The organism is Shimia aestuarii (assembly GCF_900114635.1).
Taxonomy (GTDB): domain Bacteria; phylum Pseudomonadota; class Alphaproteobacteria; order Rhodobacterales; family Rhodobacteraceae; genus Shimia; species Shimia aestuarii.
This window is the reverse complement of record NZ_FOTQ01000003.1, coordinates 153,486-169,139: the sequence shown is the minus strand read 5'-3', so window position 1 is coordinate 169,139 and position 15,654 is coordinate 153,486. Positions and strand designations below refer to the sequence as shown.

The following is a 15,654-nucleotide window of genomic DNA, read 5'->3' as shown; positions in this document are numbered from 1 at the left end:
CAGGCCACAGGCACCGGCGGTATTCATTTGTCTTGGGTAGAGGTATTGGGATCGTCTGAAAAATCAGTTCGGACGCTCGGCCATCTCTGCGCGGATCTGCTGGCGCAGCACGTCGATCGGCACACGTTTGCCGTCCTGCTTGTAGCTCCAGTAGGTCCAGCCGTTGCAGCTCGGCGCGCCTTCAAGATGGGCACCGACCTGATGGATCGAGCCCTTCACGTCATCCCCGATCAGCGTGCCATCGGCGCGCACCTTGGCCTTGTGGCGGCCATTGATCGAATACAGGTTCTCACCGGGGCGCAGCATGCCACGTTCCACCAGCTGCCCAAACGGCACGCGCGGCTCGGCGCGTTTGCTTGCCGAAACCTGCAGCGCTTCACGGTCGAACTTGCGGGTGTTCTTGAGGCGCTTCTCTGCCACCTTGCGATAGGCTTCCTCGCGCTCGATCCCGATGAATTCGCGGCCCAGCATCTTGGCAACAGCGCCGGTCGTGCCGGTGCCGAAGAACGGGTCAAGAACCACGTCGCCGGGGTTGGTCGATCCCACCAGCACCCGATGCAGCAGGCTCTCGGGCTTCTGCGTCGGATGCGCCTTGTCGCCGTTTTCATCCTTGAGCCGCTCATGGCCCGTACAGATCGGCAGAACCCAGTCGCTGCGCATCTGCACACCTTCGTTCAGCGCCTTGAGCGCTTCATAGTTGAACGTGTACTTCGCGCCTTCGGATTTCGATGCCCAGATCATCGTTTCATGGGCATTGGTAAAGCGTTTGCCACGGAAATTCGGCATCGGGTTCGACTTGCGCCACACCACGTCGTTCAGGATCCAGAACCCCTGGTTCTGCAATTCCGCACCCATGCGGAAGACATTGTGATAGCTGCCGATCACCCAGATCGCGCCGTTCGGCTTGAGAAGACGGCGCGCCGCCTTGAGCCAGGCACGGGTGAACTTGTCATAGGCGGCAAAGCTGGAAAACTGGTCCCATTCATCGTCGACCGCATCCACCTTGGAATTGTCGGGACGATGCAGATCGCCCTTCAATTGCAGGTTATAGGGCGGATCCGCAAAGATCAGATCAATCGAGTTTTCCGGCAGACTGTTCATCACTTCGATGCAGTCACCATCCAGAATCGTGTTGAGTGGGAGCGCAGTTGCGCTCTTCGCTTTGGTCATCGTTTTCATTCTCTGCCTCGTTCACGGCGCGGTTTTTTTGATGCGCTCGTTGATGAGACAAGGATGATTCAAACGTGATTCGGCGTCAATTTCTTTTTTGAATCAACAGCTTACATTTTACCCTTGATACAAGATATTGTGGACAGGCCTGAACGAACGTCTATGGTGTGGGGTCACACCAAGATTTTGGAGCGCCGCCTTGTGGCTTTTTGACGGATATCCGGCGTTTGTTTCCCAGCCATAGCCAGGGAACTGTTGCGCCAAATCCCACATGATGCGATCGCGCGTGATTTTTGCCACGATCGACGCGGCCGCAATCGACAAAGACTGGGCATCCCCTTTGACCACTGCCTGCGACCGAAGCGTCAGACCGCGCGGGATCATGTTGCCGTCAATGAGCAGGTAATCGGGCGCGTGCGGCAACCCCGCAACCGCCCGCTCCATCGCCAGATGACTGGCCCGCAAGATATTGATCTCGTCGATCTCTTCGACGCTGGCATGGGCGATACTGACTTCGGCCTTTTTCATGATCTCGACAAAGACCGCCTCGCGCCGTTTCGCGCTCAACTTCTTGGAATCGTTCAACCCCTCGGGAATACTGTCAGGGTCAAGCACCACCGCCGCCGCCGTCACTGGCCCGGCCAGCGGCCCGCGTCCCACTTCATCAACCCCGGCCACCCGCGTGGCCCCCTGCGCCAGCGCGCCCTGCTCCAAAGAATAATCCGGCATCTCCATGGCTCTTCACAACCACGCCCGCAGACCAATCGCAACATGAAAAAGGCCGGGCGGCTCCACACCGCCCGGCCCGCCAGCCGGTCTGCTGCCGGCCTTCTGCTCGATGTCTTATCGACGGCTCACGCGATAGCCGCTGCGGCGCAGGCATCCCGCCTTGTAGATCGTGCCGTACCCCCGGCGCGTTTCGACCTCGCGTTCGCAGCTGCGCGGCAGGTGTGCCGTGGGAAAACCCGAGCGTGACAGGCAGCGCACACCGAACCCACGCACGGGCTCGCCGCTTGTGGTCCAGTAATCGCGCTTGCAGGCAAGCGGCAGTTCCCGGTTGAACCGGTGCGGATTGCCTCGGGGCGCAGGGCGCGGCGTGGCATAGGGGTTATAGGGATCGCGGGCTGGTTCGTACCGCCGCGTCGGCGCATCATAGACTTGGCGCCGCTTTTTTTTCTTGTTCTCGTCTTCCAGCGCCTTGCCGATGATCACGATCGCGGCCGTCCCGAAAAGAACCTTGGCAATATCATCCGCATCGGGCCCGGCATGTGCCTTGGCGGCGGTCAGCCCGGTAATGGCGATGGCAGCGGCGAGAACGGTGGTGATGAAGTGACGGGGTTGCATCTTGGGTCTTCCTTCCTGTCTGTGACAACTCAGTGCCCGGTCTTGCGCACCGGACGATGTGCCCCAACAATTCCGCACCATCGAAAAGCCACACAATATCAGCGCCTTGTTATCCCATATCAGGCACTCAAAACGGCTTGGTTATTGAATAACACGGGCCTTTGGCGCAAAGATTGGCCCATGATGTACACGCTCAGACATATCGCCCTCATGGCGGCCATGCTGCTGGCGCTGGCGCTCCCCAACCCGGCAGCCGCCGCCGAATGCTATGCCGATTACAAGGCCAAGAAGGACAGCCCCCTGCGCCTGCATTACGGCGTCATGCAACTGCATCAGGGCTGCTCCAAGGCCGACGCCAAGAAAGAGGTCGCCGCCCGGATCAAGGGCGACGGCTGGAAACTTCTGAATGTCCTCTCCGTGTTCGATGGCTCGGAGCTTGCCGGAAAGGAATCCAGTGCCGGACAATTCTACCTCCGTTATTGACGCCCGCCGTCAGGCTGGCCGGGTCGTCACTCTTGGTCTCACCGCCATCGTCGCGATCCTCCTGATCGCAGCGGTCGTGCTCGTGTTCACCCTGCCCGATGCCAACGCCTTCAATGCGCGGGTGGAACAGCTGTTTCTGGAAAACGACACCCTGACCGGGCAGGCGGAAATCAAGCTTCTGGAAATCCTCGCCCAATCCGGCACCGCCTTTGCCGATACGCTGGCCAGCTATCGCATGGTCATCCTCGTGCTTCTGGTCTTTGCCACCGGCATGATGATCGCCGCGCTGGTCTTCCTGATCATGCTGATCACCATGAACCGCCGCATGGCCCAGATCGAGCGCGCCGGGATCCAGGTCAATTCCCTCCTGATCAGCCGGGATGAGAAAACCGTCTATCTCAACAACATGGGCTTCAAGCTCACCGACGCGGCCATGGAAACCCTCTCGGTTCTGGCCGAGGCCCGCATGGATGACGAGATGCTGTCCGGTGTCGAGATTGAAGCGATGATCTCCGGCAAATCCAGCAGCGATTGTGACGAGGCCGCAGGCGCGACCCGTATCAAGCGCCTGCGCGACAGTCTCGGCAACCAGATGGTGAGCGAACTTCTGGTCAAGAATATCGCCCGCAAAGGCTATATGCTGGCCATCGACAAGGACGTGATCCGGGTGCTCTAGCGGCCGCGCATCGGCGCCGCGCGCGGTGGCGACCCGAACTTTCTGCAACGCGGTTTATCTCGCCACCCCAACGCGCCTCCAAAATAAAGCGCCAAGCCTCATCAAATCGCCGCCGCGTGGGGGCGCGGCACCGATGCGCGGCGGCGCGCAAGCGCGCCTTTGTTCCGCGCAGACGCACATCACCTGAGCTTGGAAACCCCCCCTCGCCCCCATATACTGTGTCTCACCCGGCATCAGAAAGGCCGCCCCATGGAAGGCTCCCGTTTCGGTTCCAATTCCGGCTACGGCATTCGCATCGAACCGCTTGACGGCACGGTGCGCGTCCTGCGTGAAGGCCACGTCCTCGCCCAGAGCACCCGCGCCAAGGTGATGTATGAAACCCGCCTGCCGCCTCAGGTCTACATCCCTGCCGAAGACGTGCAGATTCCGCTTTCCGACCCAACCGATCTGCAAACCTTCTGCCCCTTCAAAGGCACCGCCCGCTATCGCGACATTCAACTCGACGGTCAAACCCTCGCGAACGGAACGTGGTCCTATGATGATGCCCTGCCAGAAAGCCGGGACATTCAGGGCCACATTGGCTTCCTGCCCAACACCTATACCGAGCTTGACCTCGGAGGCGCCGAGTTCAGCCCCGATGACTCCGGCAACATCTCCGGCCCTCTGGTTGATTGGCTCATGCGCGGGGCCTCCACGAACACCACGCCGGAAGATTTCACCCGCGCGCTTGCGGAAAAGATGCTCGAAAGCGGCATCGCCGTTTCCCGCATGAGCCTGATGATCTGGTCCCTGCACCCGATGATCGCGGGCAAGAACTATATCTGGCACAAGGGCAAGGACGAGATCACCACCTTCGCCCCGTCCTACGAGCTTTATGACCACCCCTCCTACGTCAACAGCCCCCTGCGCCACGTCGCCGCCGGGCTTGGCGGGGTGCGCCAGAAACTCGACGTGCCCGTGGACCAGATGCAATTCCCAATCATGGAAGACCTCAAAAAGGACGGCCATACCGACTATGTCGCCATGCCGCTGTCCTTTTCCAACGGGCAAATCAACGTCCTCACCCTCACCAGCGATCACCCGGACGGCTTCACCACCGCCAACCTTGGCCTGATCTTCGAAATCTCCTCGGTCATCAGCCGCTTTTTCGAAGTCTTCACCCAAAAGGAGAACGCGCAAAGCCTTTTGGAAACATATGTTGGCCGCCGCACCGGGGCGCGTGTGCTGGGCGGTGAAATACGCCGGGGCGACGGAGACGAGATCGACGCCGCGATCATGTTCTGTGACCTGCGCGGCTCGACCCGGCTTGAAGAAGAGCTTGGCCGCGACGTCTATATCGACCTCCTGAACCAATTCTTCGACACCGTCACCGCAGTGGTGAACGATCATGGCGGCGAGGTGCTGAAATTCATCGGTGATGCGGTGCTGGCCGTGTTCCCCAGCGATGCCACCGACGCCTGCGCCAACGCGCTTGTTGCCGCCAAGCAGATCGTGCGCGATCTGCGCGATGTGGCCGAGGCGGCTCACCTTGACTGCGAATGCTCCATCGGCATCGCCTATGGCCGCGTCACCTATGGCAATGTCGGCTCGCAAGAGCGGCTCGACTTCACGGTAATCGGCCAGCCTGCGAATATCGCGGCGCGACTGGGCGACTACGGCAAACGCGTCGGCCACCGCATCGTCGCCACCGCCGAGGTCGCCGCAGAGGACAAGGACGCAAAGCCGCTGGGCGCCCTCTCATTGCGCAATGTCTCGGAACCGGTCGAGAGTTTCGGCGTGTCTGTCGATTCCTGACACAATCCCGGCAATCCGCCGCGCATTGCCCTTGTCTCAACCCTTGACGATGGGGATTTAAAGGGAAAGAAGGGGCCTTTAGTCTACCATCGCCCATTTCCGAGGCGGATGGCGTCCCAAAAGGTGCGTGCATGAGCGAGCCCGACATCTCTGTTGTCGTTCCGGCCAAGAACGAAGAATCCAACTTGCCCACCCTGATCCAAGGCATTCAATCCGCCTTTGACGGGACGGGCCACGCAATCGAGATCATCATCGTCGATGACGGCTCCGAAGACGGCACCCTTGCACGCCTCAAGTCGTTGCAGGCTGACATGCCCAACCTGCGCGTCCTGCACACCCCCACATCCGGTGGCCAAAGCGCCGCCGTGCACACGGGTGTCAAAGCCGCGCGCGCCCCAATCTGCTGCACGCTCGATGGCGACGGCCAGAACCCGCCATCCGAACTCCCGAAACTGGTCGCACCGCTGATGGCGGCCGATGCGCCGGCCAAGCTGGGTCTGGTCGCGGGCCAGCGCGTCAAGCGTCAGGACACCATGTCCAAGAAACTCGCCTCCAAGGCGGCCAACGGCATCCGCTCCTTCGTGCTCAAGGACAAGACCCGCGACACTGGCTGCGGTCTCAAGGCCTTCCGCCGCGATGCCTTTCTGGACCTGCCCTATTTCGATCACATGCACCGCTACCTGCCTGCGCTCTTCTCGATGAACGGCTTTGACGTGGCCCATGTCGATGTCGCCCACGAAGCGCGCCATTCGGGCCGCTCGAACTATTCCAACCTGCAACGCGGGTTGGTCGGGGCGGTGGACCTCTTCGGCGTGGCATGGCTGATCCGGCGGCGCAAAAAGGCGCGGGCAACAGAACTCAACGGAGACAGCTGATGGAAGCGGTTCTTTCCTTTCTCAAGGTCGACAACTGGGTCGAATTCTGGTGGGTCATGTTCGGCCTCTTTGGTCAGCTCATGTTCTCGGGCCGCTTCATCGTACAATGGATCGCCTCGGAAAAGGCGCGCCGCTCAACCGTGCCGCTGGCCTTCTGGTATTTCTCCATGGCCGGTGGGGTGATCCTGTTCACCTATGCCGTCTACCGCGCCGACCCGGTCTTTATCCTTGGCCAGTCGCTCGGCCTCTTCATCTATTCGCGCAACCTCTTCCTGATCTATCGCGAGCGCCGTGAAAATGCCGCTGGCTGAGTCGCGCGACTGGCTCAAGCCGACCCTCGTCGCCGTTGGCCTGATCACGCTTCTGCGCGTGGTCGCCCTCTGGGGGAGCCCGACCGACCTTTATGTCGATGAATCGCAATACTGGCTCTGGGGTCAGAACTTCGATTTCGGCTATTATTCCAAACCCCCGATGATCGGCTGGGTGCTACGCCTCTTTGATGAACTGGCCATCCACCGCAGCGCCTTTACCGTGCGCCTGCCCGCGCCGCTGTTTCACGGCATCACCGCGCTGATCCTCGGCGCGTGGGCCCAAAGCCTTGCCCCGGCGCACCGCATGGCGGGTCTCTGGGTGGCGATGGCCTATCTCTCTCTGCCCATCGTCGCCGTCGGCAGCTTCCTGATCTCGACCGACACGATCATGGCCCCCTTCCTTGCCGGGGCGCTGTTGTTCTACTGGCGCCTCTGCGCGGGCGGTACCGCGCGCGACGCGATCCTTGGCGGCCTGCTGCTGGGCTGCGCCTTCCTGTCGAAATACGCCGCGATCTATTTCCTGCCCGGCGCGCTGATTGCCTACCTGATCATCCCGTCGATGCGCCCGCGCGCAGGCCTGCTGGCGCTCTATGCGCTGGCCTTCCTCGCCGCCGCATCGCCCAATATCCTGTGGAACTTTGCCAATGACCTGACCACGGTCAGCCACACGATGGACAACGCCGCATGGCTCAAGGCCGAAAGCGCAGGCCCGAAACCCAGCCTGCCCCGCGCGTTTGAATTCATCGCCTCGCAATTCCTCGTCTTCGGCCCGGTCTTCATGGTGCTCTGGATCGCCGCCCTGCGCGCGCCCGCTCCGGGGCGTCAACGCGCGCTGATCTGGTTCTCGATCCCCGTCTGGACCATCGTCCTGATCCAGGCCTTCATGTCGCGCGCCTATGCCAACTGGGCCTTTGCCGCGATCCCCGCGGCCACCATCGCCGCCCTGCTCTTTGCGCTCGATCGCGGTCGCATCCGCACGCTTTGGGCAGGTATTGCGCTCAATGCCGTGGTCTGCGTGGCCATTCCGCTGATGACGCTGTTTCCGACGCTGATCACCGACGCCAAGGGCCAACCGCTTGCCAAGCGCTATGTCAATGTTGCCGACATCACCCATGACGCCATTGCCACCGCCCGCGCCGAAGGCCTGACGGTCATCGTCGGCAAGCATCGCGGCATTTTGGCCGATTTCTTCTTCACCGGCGCGGACAGCGACATGACCTTCTACGCTACGCCCCCCAAGGGCGCGCCGAACCACTATTACCAGCAGAAAAAAGCCCTGCCCGCCGACCTCACCGGCCCGGTCCTGTTTGTTACCGACGACGCGGCCCTGACGTGCAACGGGGAAACCCTGACCCCGGTGGTCGACCTCTCGCAAGAGATCGGAAGCTGGGCGGGCAAACCCTTCCCGGCCTATGTCATCGACGCAGAGTGCCTGCGATGAGCAACAACACCAAAGCCCTGCGCGACGGGATCGTCCTGACCACCATCCTCGCCATGGTCTTCACGGTCTGGCCTGCGCTCGATCTCTGGGTGTCCGGCCTGTTCTATTCCAACACACACGGATTCTGGCTGGGCAAGGTCGACGTGATCCAGAACCTGCGCAAGGCGATCTGGTCGCTGATCCTGCTCACGTTGTTCTTTTCGCTTGCCGCTCTGATCTTCTCAAAGATCGTGCGCACCACCACGCCCCGGCTCGACAAGGTCTGGGAGGTGATCGTGCTCACCTACCTCCTTGGCCCGGCCCTTTTGGTCAACGCCATCCTCAAGGAACACTGGGGCCGCGCCCGCCCGTCAACCATCACCGAATTCGGCGGCACGCGCGACTTCACCCCGGCCCTGATCCCCTCGGATCAATGCGCCACCAACTGTTCCTTTGTCTCCGGCGAAGGTGCAGGGTCGACCGCACTCCTAATCGCAATCCTGCTGATTGTGCGCAACATGGCTCCGGGCCGTTATACAAGGCACATGACCATCGCCGCTTTCATCATTGCGGGGATGGGTCTGTCCTTCCGCGTGCTGATGGGGCGGCATTTCCTGTCCGACACCATTCTGGCGGCGCTTTTCGTGACCCTGATCGCGCTCACCATCCTGCAGCTCAAACGCTACCGCAATATCCGCCTGTACTAAGTCTTCAGAGCTTGTCGGCGAACTGCGCCAGAACCTCTTCGTAGACCGCCCGCTTGAACGGCACGATATTGGCCACCAACTCGTCCGCAGGCAGCCAGCGCCATTCCGAGAACTCCTGGTGCTCCTGCTCGATCTTCACCTGATCGTCCGTGCCATGGAACCGCAGCAGGTACCATTTCTGCTCCTGCCCCTTATAGCGCCCCTTCCAGATGCGCGGCACGATGTCATGCGGCAGGTCATAGGCCACCCAGCCCTCGGTTTCGGCCTCCACCGTCACCAGATCGCGGGACACGCCGGTTTCCTCTTCCAGCTCACGCAACGCCGCCTCTTTCGGCGTCTCGCCCTTGTCGATCCCGCCCTGCGGCATCTGCCACGCGGGCACCTCGCTATCCAGTCGCTGCCCGACAAAAGCATGCCCGTCGGCATTGACCAGCATCACACCGACATTGCGGCGATAGGGCAGTTTCTCGATCTCTTCGGGGGTCATGACATCTCACTCTTTCTCAGGCTTGGCCAAGTCCTAACCAAGCCCATCACCACGCGCAACGCGGCAAATCCTCAATGCGCCTCGGCCCAGTTCCGGCCCCGCCCCGCATCCACGATCAACGGCACGTCGAGCTTCACCGCAGGCTCCGCCGCGCCCTGCATCACATCCCGCGCCACCGCGATTGCCTCGTCCACCGCGCTGTCATCCACCTCGAAAATCAGTTCGTCATGCACCTGCAACAGCATCTTGGCAGGCAGATCGGCAATCGCCGCCGGCATCCGCACCATGGCCCGACGGATCACATCCGCCGCCGTGCCCTGGATCGGGGCGTTGATCGCCGCGCGATAGGCAAAGCTGGCGCGCGGCCCCTTGGCGTTGATCTCGGGCGTGTGAATCTTGCGCCCGAACAGCGTCTGAACGTACCCGTGTTCCTTGGCGAAGGCCTTGGTGTTGTCCATATAGGTGCGAATGCCCGGGAAGCGCTCGAAATAGCGGTTGATGAAATCCTGCGCCTCGCCGCGCGGAATGCGCAGGTTGCGCGCCAGACCAAAGCCCGAGATGCCATAGATCACTCCAAAGTTGATCGCCTTGGCCCGCCGCCGCAACTCAGGCGTCATCTCTTCCATCGGCACGTCAAACATCTCGGACGCGGTCATGGCGTGAATGTCCTGCCCGTCCTTGAACGCCTGCTTCAGGGCATCAATCCCCGCGATATGCGCCAGGATACGCAGTTCGACCTGGCTATAGTCGAGGCTGACCAGCGTCTTGCCCGGCTCACTGACAAACGCCTCGCGAATGCGCCGCCCTTCTTCGCTGCGCACCGGAATGTTCTGAAGGTTCGGATCGGTCGACGCCAACCGCCCCGTATTGGCCCCGGTCTGCACATAAGACGTATGTACCCGCCCGGTCTCGGCATTGATGTGATCCTGCAAGGCATCCGTATAGGTGCTCTTGAGCTTGCTCAGCTGCCGCCAGTCCAGCACACGGCGCGGCAATTCATGTTCCGTGGCAAGCTCTTCGAGAATATCGGCCCCGGTGGAATATTTGCCGTTCTTGCCCCGCTTGCCGCCTTCAATCCCCATCTTGTCAAACAGAATCTCGCCAAGCTGCGCGGGGCTTCCGACGTTAAAGCTTTCCCCGGCCAACTCGTGAATCTCGGCCTCCAGCCCGGCCATCTTCTGGGCAAAGGCGTTGGACATCCGGGACAACGTATCCCGGTCCACCTTGATCCCGTGCATTTCCATCTCGGCCAGCACCGGCACCAACGGGCGCTCCAGCGTCTCATAGACGGTTGTCACCTGTTTCTGATGCAGGCGCGGCTTGAACAGCTTCCACAGGCGCAGCGTGATATCCGCATCCTCGGCGGCATACTTCACCGCCTCATCAATCGGCACCTTGTCAAAGGTGATCGCGGATTTTCCCGTTCCAAGCAGCGTCTTGATCGGGATTGGCGTGTGATCCAGATACCGCTCCGAAAGCGCATCCATCCCGTGATTATGCTCCCCCGCATGCAGCGCGTAGCTCAGAAGCATCGTGTCATCGATTGGCGCAACAGTGATCCCGTACCGGCTCAACACTTTGCAATCATACTTGGCGTTCTGGAAAATCTTCAGCACGGCGGGGTCTTCGAGCACCGGTTTGAGCATATCCAGCACCTCGTTGAGTGCCATCTGTCCGTCCTGCAATTCCTCGCCGCCAAAAAGATCGTCGCTCGCGCCCTTCTTGTGCCCGACCGGGATGTAACAGGCCTCTCCCGGCTCCACGCTCAGACAAATCCCGGCCAGCTCCGCGACCATCTCGTTAAGTGAGGTGGTCTCGGTGTCCACGGCGACGTAACCCCTGTGATGGATCTTGCCGATCCACGCCTGCAAGGCCGCCGCATCACGCACGCATTCATAGGCGTCGGGGTCAATGGCCACCGATTCTTCGCCTGCATCCGAGGTCTCTGCCGCTTGCGGTTCGGGAATGCTCGGCGCCTCGACCCCCAACTGGTCCGCCATCCGCTTGGACAGTGTGCGGAACTCCATCTCGGCCAGAAAGCTTAACAAGACGTCCGGCTCGGGTTCACGCACTTCCAACTCGTCCAGCGTGAAATCCAGCTCCATGTCGCAATCCAGCTGCACCAGCCGCTTGGACAGTTCAATCTGGTCGCGTTTCTCGATCAGCGTCTGGCGGCGCTTGGGTTGCTTGATCTCTTCGGCCCGGTCCAACAGGCTTTCCAGATCGCCGTATTCGTTGATCAGCAAGGCCGCCGTCTTGATGCCGATCCCCGGCGCACCGGGCACGTTGTCCACGCTGTCCCCGGCCAGCGCCTGAACATCGACCACCCGTTCGGGTCCAACTCCGAACTTCTCGATCACCCCGTCCCGGTCGATGCGGCGGTTCTTCATCGCATCAAGCATTTCCACGCCATCCCCCACCAGCTGCATCAGGTCCTTGTCGGAACTGATGATCGTGCACCGTCCCCCGGCATCCCGTGCCTGACAGGCCAGCGTGGCGATGATGTCATCCGCCTCGAAACCCTCGATCTCCTTGCAGGCGATATTGAACGCCTTGGTTGCCTCGCGGGTCAGCGGAAACTGCGGCACAAGGTCTTCGGGCGCAGGCGGGCGGTTGGCCTTGTATTGATCGTACATGTCGTTGCGGAACGACTTGCCGGAATAGTCGAAGATCACCGCCACATGCGTCGGCGCATCCGGCCCGGTATTGGCCTCGACATAGCGGTGCAGCATGTTGCAGAACCCCGCCACCGCGCCCACCGGCAACCCGTCGGATTTGCGCGTGAGCGGCGGCAGCGCGTGATAGGCGCGAAAGATAAAGGCCGATCCGTCGATCAGGTGAAGGTGACAACCCTTGCCGAAACTCATGTAACGCGCTCCCCGTTTCCTGTTGGTCCCGTTGTGCCATGCCGCGCGCGGTGGTGCCAGATGGAAAGCGGTGGATGAGGGGGCCAGCCCCCTCTTGAGCCGATGGCTCAATTCACCCCCGGGATATTTCTGGCAAAAGGAAGAGGTGGGGTGGGGATTGTTTTACCTGTTCAGGACTTGACGACTCCGCCACGAGAGCGTTTGTCTTGCGCTTCAAAGAGGGGAAACACATGACACATCTCTGGGTGCGGGCAGAGCAGCGGCCCAATGAAGAACGCGTGGGGCTGACCCCCGAAGGCGCAAAGGCACTTCTCGGCAAAGGTATTCGGGTTACGGTCGAGGAAAGTTCGGTGCGCGCGATCCCGATTGAGGGTTATGTTGCGGCGGGTTGCGAGATTGCTGCGGAGAACAGCTGGCCCGACGCGCCGCGTGACGCCATCATCTTTGGTCTCAAGGAGCTGCCCGAGGATGGCACCCCGCTACCGCACCGCCACATCATGTTCGGCCATGCCTTCAAGGGGCAGCATTCCGGCAAGGCGCTCTTGCAGCGGTTCAAGGCCGGGGGTGGGACGCTTTATGACCTCGAATATCTCGTTGACGACACCGGGCGCCGCGTCGCGGCCTTTGGCTATTGGGCCGGTTATGCCGGGGCGGCGGTCACACTCAAGACATGGGCCGCGCAACAGCGTGGCGAAACCTGTGGCCCCGTGGGGGTTTATGCGGGCAAGGATACGCTTCTGGCCGATCTCGGCGCCGAACTTGACGCGCTAAACACCCCCCGCCCCACCGCCATCGTCATCGGTGCGCTGGGGCGCGTCGGCACCGGCGCGGCGGATCTTCTCGAGGCAATGGGCTGTGCCGTGACCAAGTGGGACATGGCCGAAACCGCAAGCGGCGGCCCCTTCCCGGAAATCCTTGATCACAACCTGTTCCTCAACTGCATCTTCGCCCGCCCCGGCACCCCGGTCTTTGTGCCGCGCGACGCCCTCACCGCGCCCCGCGCCCTCACCGCGATTGGCGACGTGGCCTGTGATCCAGACAGCGATTACAACCCGGTGCCGGTCTATGACCGCGCCACCACCTGGGATGCCCCCGCCCTGCGCGTGGCCACCGACCCGGTGCTCGACGTCATGGCAATCGACAACCTGCCTTCGATGCTGCCTGTCGAGTCCTCACAAGACTACGCCGACCAGCTTCTCGGCACGCTGCTGAGCCTCGACGATCTCTCGAGCGGGGTCTGGACCCGCGCCGAGGCCGATTTCATCACCCATTCCAAAGACCTCTGAGAAGGAGCGCAAAACATGACCATCCACTGGTGTGGCACCGGCCTCTCGGCCATTCCCGGCCTGCGCCGCCTGATCGCGGCGGGCCATCCCGTTACCGTCTGGAACCGGACCGTCGAAAAGGCCAGCGAAACCGTGGGCGACCTGACCGACGACATTCGTGCCTTTGACATCGACACGCTGGGCGCGGCGCTCAACAAGGGCGACGTGGTTGTCTCGATGCTTCCGGGCGACTGGCACGTCCCACTGGCCGAACTGTGCATCGCCAAGGGCGCCAATTTCGTCAGCTCGTCCTACATCGCCCCCGAGATGAAGGCACTCAATGCCGCGGCGCAGGCCGCCGGCATCGCCTGCGTCAACGAAGTTGGCCTCGACCCCGGCATCGACCACCTGATGGCCCACGCGCTTGTTGCCGACTACCGCGCCTCGGATGCCTATGATGCGGGCAACACCCTCTCGTTCATCTCCTACTGTGGCGGCATCCCGAAACACCCAAACCCGTTCCGCTACAAGTTCAGCTGGTCGCCGCTTGGCGTGCTCAAGGCCCTGCGCTCCGCCTCGCGTTCGATCCGCGATCACGCGCCGCTTGACGTGGCCCGCCCGTGGGACGCGATCAGCAGCTACGAAGCCCCGCTGCCAAGCCCCGAGACCTTCGAGGTCTATCCCAACCGCGACTCGATCCCCTTCATGGAGGATTACAAGTTCGACCCCGACTGGTCGGTCAAAGAGTTCGTGCGCGGCACCCTGCGGCTCAACGGCTGGGCCGACGCATGGAGCGACGTCTTCCGCGAGATCGAAACCCTTGCAGGACCCGAAGGCGATGCTCGTCTCAAGGAAATGTCGGACCAGTTCTGGGCTGACAACGCCTATGACGAAGGCGAACCCGACCGCGTGGTGCTCTGCGTTGGTCTAAAGGCCGAGAAAGACGGCGAGACCGTCTGGCACAAGACCTACGTGATGGACGCATGGGGCGATGAAAACAGCACCGCCATGGCGCGGCTTGTCTCGGTCCCTGTATCGCTGGCCATCGAATCCGTGCTCGCGGGCGACATCGCCCCCGGCGTGCACGCCGCCCCGAGCGAACCTGCACTGTTCAACGCGTGGCTCGACGAGGTTGGCAAACTGGCCCAGCATCTCGACGTGGTCGACCATACGGCCTGAAGTGACGACACCGAGATAAGCACGGCGCGCTCCCAACTGCGCGCCGTGTTCATGCCCCAGTCATCGCAAGACCCGGTTTATGGCAATCAATTCTTTCTGACTGGTTTTGATCCAGAAGGATCTCAACAGACGCCCGCATCCACATAGGCGACGAGCGGAAGTTCGCCCTGATCAGGAGCAATGTCTGCAGTGCGGGACGGAGCCGCCGTTCAGTTTCTGAAGCGGAGTTGTAAAGATGCCCGCTCGGAGTCGTGCATCCGCTCCTCTTCCTCGGGCTCCCCGTCCTGCGAACCAGCCGTTCGGACGGTTCAAAGTTGGTGTCGTACCCGCTTGACCAGCACTGCCAGGTCGCAGTTTTGGACGTGACTTCAGTGATGCCTGGAAGCATAGGTTTGGATTTCCAAACGGATCCGCTGGTCCGGCCAAATGAGTTGCCAAATCAGAACAACTGGCTCGGCGACATCGCCGTATCACCCCAGCCTCACAATAGTCGCTCGGACCTCAAAGAGCCTGAACCGAAAATCTGACGCTGGGACAGTTGTAAGTTCGCGTGAGCGATATTAGTTATAGACTTATAACCAATCCGGGACAGGTTCGTGCCTATTGCCGGTGCAATGGAGGTGTGGCTTATGGAACCCCCTATCGAACATTCGACAAGCTCGTCCAGATGGGTGAAGGGCGTTGCATTGTTTGCAATCGCCTTCGGGTTATTGACTCTGTTTTCAGGCGGCAATGTCCTGTTTGGCCCAGACGACGCGCGCGAACTGGCGGGCGCCTATGTGCCGTTTGTCGTCTGGTTCAACTTCCTTGCAGGGTTCTTCTACGTTCTCGCTGGGATTGGCATCTGGCTGGGGCGCGCTTGGGCATTCGGCCTGTCGGCCCTGATCGCGGCGGCAACAGCGATGGCGGCACTGGTCTTTGGCATCCAGGTGCTTCAGGGCAGCGCCTTCGAGATGCGAACCGTGGGCGCGCTGGCCGTCAGAACGGGCTTCTGGGCAGTGATCGCAATGCTTCTGTTCCGTCGGACTGGCCGGCCGTGAGAGCGCGAAAATCGCAACAGGACCGAAAGGCCGAGA

At 61.5% G+C, this 15,654-nt stretch carries 15 protein-coding genes; 10 read left to right on the top strand and 5 right to left on the bottom strand.

From position 1 onward, the window contains the following. Positions 1-63: 63 nt before the first annotated feature. From BMZ35_RS10235 to BMZ35_RS10225, 3 genes are all read right to left on the bottom strand, one after another. Entirely contained in the window at positions 64-1,179 is a 1,116-nt protein-coding gene (locus BMZ35_RS10235) for a site-specific DNA-methyltransferase (protein ID WP_093093625.1), read from the bottom strand. Between the two features lie 108 nt (positions 1,180-1,287). Next, complete coding sequence (locus BMZ35_RS10230; protein ID WP_093093622.1) at positions 1,288-1,905, bottom strand: ribonuclease HII; 618 nt, start codon at positions 1,903-1,905, stop codon at positions 1,288-1,290. A gap of 108 nt (positions 1,906-2,013) precedes the next feature. Next, a complete protein-coding gene (locus BMZ35_RS10225; RefSeq protein WP_093093620.1) occupies positions 2,014-2,514 on the bottom strand; it encodes a hypothetical protein in 501 nt (166 codons plus the stop codon). A 180-nt stretch (positions 2,515-2,694) separates the two neighbouring features. On the opposite strand from BMZ35_RS10225, the gene BMZ35_RS10220 reads away from it, so the two are divergent. From BMZ35_RS10220 to BMZ35_RS10190, 7 genes are all read left to right on the top strand, one after another. Continuing rightward, a complete protein-coding gene (locus BMZ35_RS10220; protein ID WP_242654752.1) occupies positions 2,695-2,997 on the top strand; it encodes a hypothetical protein in 303 nt (100 codons plus the stop codon). Beyond that, positions 2,969-3,673, top strand: a complete 705-nt coding sequence (locus tag BMZ35_RS10215) for a winged helix-turn-helix domain-containing protein (RefSeq protein WP_093093618.1) — start codon at positions 2,969-2,971, stop codon at positions 3,671-3,673. Before BMZ35_RS10220 ends, BMZ35_RS10215 begins: the two co-directional genes overlap by 29 nt. A 249-nt stretch (positions 3,674-3,922) precedes the next feature. Beyond that, complete coding sequence (locus BMZ35_RS10210) at positions 3,923-5,467, top strand: DUF427 domain-containing protein (protein ID WP_093093616.1); 1,545 nt, start codon at positions 3,923-3,925, stop codon at positions 5,465-5,467. Between the two features lie 131 nt (positions 5,468-5,598). Further along, a complete protein-coding gene (locus BMZ35_RS10205) occupies positions 5,599-6,342 on the top strand; it encodes a glycosyltransferase family 2 protein (RefSeq protein ID WP_093093614.1) in 744 nt (247 codons plus the stop codon). Next, a complete protein-coding gene (locus BMZ35_RS10200) occupies positions 6,342-6,653 on the top strand; it encodes a lipid-A-disaccharide synthase N-terminal domain-containing protein (protein ID WP_093093612.1) in 312 nt (103 codons plus the stop codon). The genes BMZ35_RS10205 and BMZ35_RS10200 overlap by 1 nt, the downstream gene beginning before the upstream one ends. Then, positions 6,640-8,094 (top strand): ArnT family glycosyltransferase, encoded by a 1,455-nt coding sequence (locus BMZ35_RS10195; RefSeq protein WP_093093610.1) that lies wholly within the window; start codon positions 6,640-6,642, stop codon positions 8,092-8,094. Before BMZ35_RS10200 ends, BMZ35_RS10195 begins: the two co-directional genes overlap by 14 nt. Beyond that, positions 8,091-8,780 carry a phosphatase PAP2 family protein gene (locus tag BMZ35_RS10190; protein WP_093093608.1) on the top strand — a complete coding sequence of 230 codons (690 nt, stop codon included), beginning with the start codon at positions 8,091-8,093 and terminating at the stop codon, positions 8,778-8,780. Before BMZ35_RS10195 ends, BMZ35_RS10190 begins: the two co-directional genes overlap by 4 nt. Before the next feature lie 4 nt (positions 8,781-8,784). Here the strand turns inward: BMZ35_RS10190 and BMZ35_RS10185 are convergent, their stop codons facing one another. Both BMZ35_RS10185 and polA read right to left on the bottom strand, forming a co-directional pair. Then, positions 8,785-9,267, bottom strand: coding sequence for an RNA pyrophosphohydrolase (locus BMZ35_RS10185; protein ID WP_093093606.1), 483 nt, complete (start codon positions 9,265-9,267; stop codon positions 8,785-8,787). Between the two features lie 71 nt (positions 9,268-9,338). Beyond that, on the bottom strand, positions 9,339-12,134 hold the full coding sequence (gene polA, locus BMZ35_RS10180) for a DNA polymerase I (protein WP_093093604.1): 2,796 nt from the start codon (positions 12,132-12,134) through the stop codon (positions 9,339-9,341). Between the two features lie 230 nt (positions 12,135-12,364). On the opposite strand from polA, the gene BMZ35_RS10175 reads away from it, so the two are divergent. The 3 genes from BMZ35_RS10175 (at position 12,365) to BMZ35_RS10165 (ending at position 15,618) form a co-directional block, all read left to right on the top strand. After that, positions 12,365-13,420, top strand: coding sequence for a saccharopine dehydrogenase (locus tag BMZ35_RS10175; RefSeq protein WP_093093602.1), 1,056 nt, complete (start codon positions 12,365-12,367; stop codon positions 13,418-13,420). 15 nt (positions 13,421-13,435) lie between these two features. After that, the gene (locus tag BMZ35_RS10170; RefSeq protein ID WP_093093600.1) at positions 13,436-14,578 is read left to right on the top strand and encodes a saccharopine dehydrogenase C-terminal domain-containing protein; all 1,143 of its coding nucleotides are present in this window, start codon (positions 13,436-13,438) and stop codon (positions 14,576-14,578) included. A 710-nt stretch (positions 14,579-15,288) separates the two neighbouring features. Continuing rightward, the gene (locus tag BMZ35_RS10165; RefSeq protein ID WP_341350629.1) at positions 15,289-15,618 is read left to right on the top strand and encodes a hypothetical protein; all 330 of its coding nucleotides are present in this window, start codon (positions 15,289-15,291) and stop codon (positions 15,616-15,618) included. The last annotated feature ends 36 nt before the right edge of the window (positions 15,619-15,654 follow it).

What these genes read in the sequence shown, in the direction of transcription:
- BMZ35_RS10235 (WP_093093625.1), bottom strand. Translation starts at nt 1,179, where the DNA reads ATGAAAACGATGACCAAAGCGAAGAGCGCAACTGCGCTCCCACTCAAC.
- BMZ35_RS10230 (WP_093093622.1), bottom strand. Translation starts at nt 1,905, where the DNA reads ATGGAGATGCCGGATTATTCTTTGGAGCAGGGCGCGCTGGCGCAGGGG.
- BMZ35_RS10225 (WP_093093620.1), bottom strand. Translation starts at nt 2,514, where the DNA reads ATGCAACCCCGTCACTTCATCACCACCGTTCTCGCCGCTGCCATCGCC.
- BMZ35_RS10220 (WP_242654752.1), top strand. Translation starts at nt 2,695, where the DNA reads ATGATGTACACGCTCAGACATATCGCCCTCATGGCGGCCATGCTGCTG.
- BMZ35_RS10210 (WP_093093616.1), top strand. Translation starts at nt 3,923, where the DNA reads ATGGAAGGCTCCCGTTTCGGTTCCAATTCCGGCTACGGCATTCGCATC.
- BMZ35_RS10205 (WP_093093614.1), top strand. Translation starts at nt 5,599, where the DNA reads ATGAGCGAGCCCGACATCTCTGTTGTCGTTCCGGCCAAGAACGAAGAA.
- BMZ35_RS10200 (WP_093093612.1), top strand. Translation starts at nt 6,342, where the DNA reads ATGGAAGCGGTTCTTTCCTTTCTCAAGGTCGACAACTGGGTCGAATTC.
- BMZ35_RS10195 (WP_093093610.1), top strand. Translation starts at nt 6,640, where the DNA reads ATGCCGCTGGCTGAGTCGCGCGACTGGCTCAAGCCGACCCTCGTCGCC.
- BMZ35_RS10190 (WP_093093608.1), top strand. Translation starts at nt 8,091, where the DNA reads ATGAGCAACAACACCAAAGCCCTGCGCGACGGGATCGTCCTGACCACC.
- BMZ35_RS10185 (WP_093093606.1), bottom strand. Translation starts at nt 9,267, where the DNA reads ATGACCCCCGAAGAGATCGAGAAACTGCCCTATCGCCGCAATGTCGGT.
- polA (WP_093093604.1), bottom strand. Translation starts at nt 12,134, where the DNA reads ATGAGTTTCGGCAAGGGTTGTCACCTTCACCTGATCGACGGATCGGCC.
- BMZ35_RS10175 (WP_093093602.1), top strand. Translation starts at nt 12,365, where the DNA reads ATGACACATCTCTGGGTGCGGGCAGAGCAGCGGCCCAATGAAGAACGC.
- BMZ35_RS10170 (WP_093093600.1), top strand. Translation starts at nt 13,436, where the DNA reads ATGACCATCCACTGGTGTGGCACCGGCCTCTCGGCCATTCCCGGCCTG.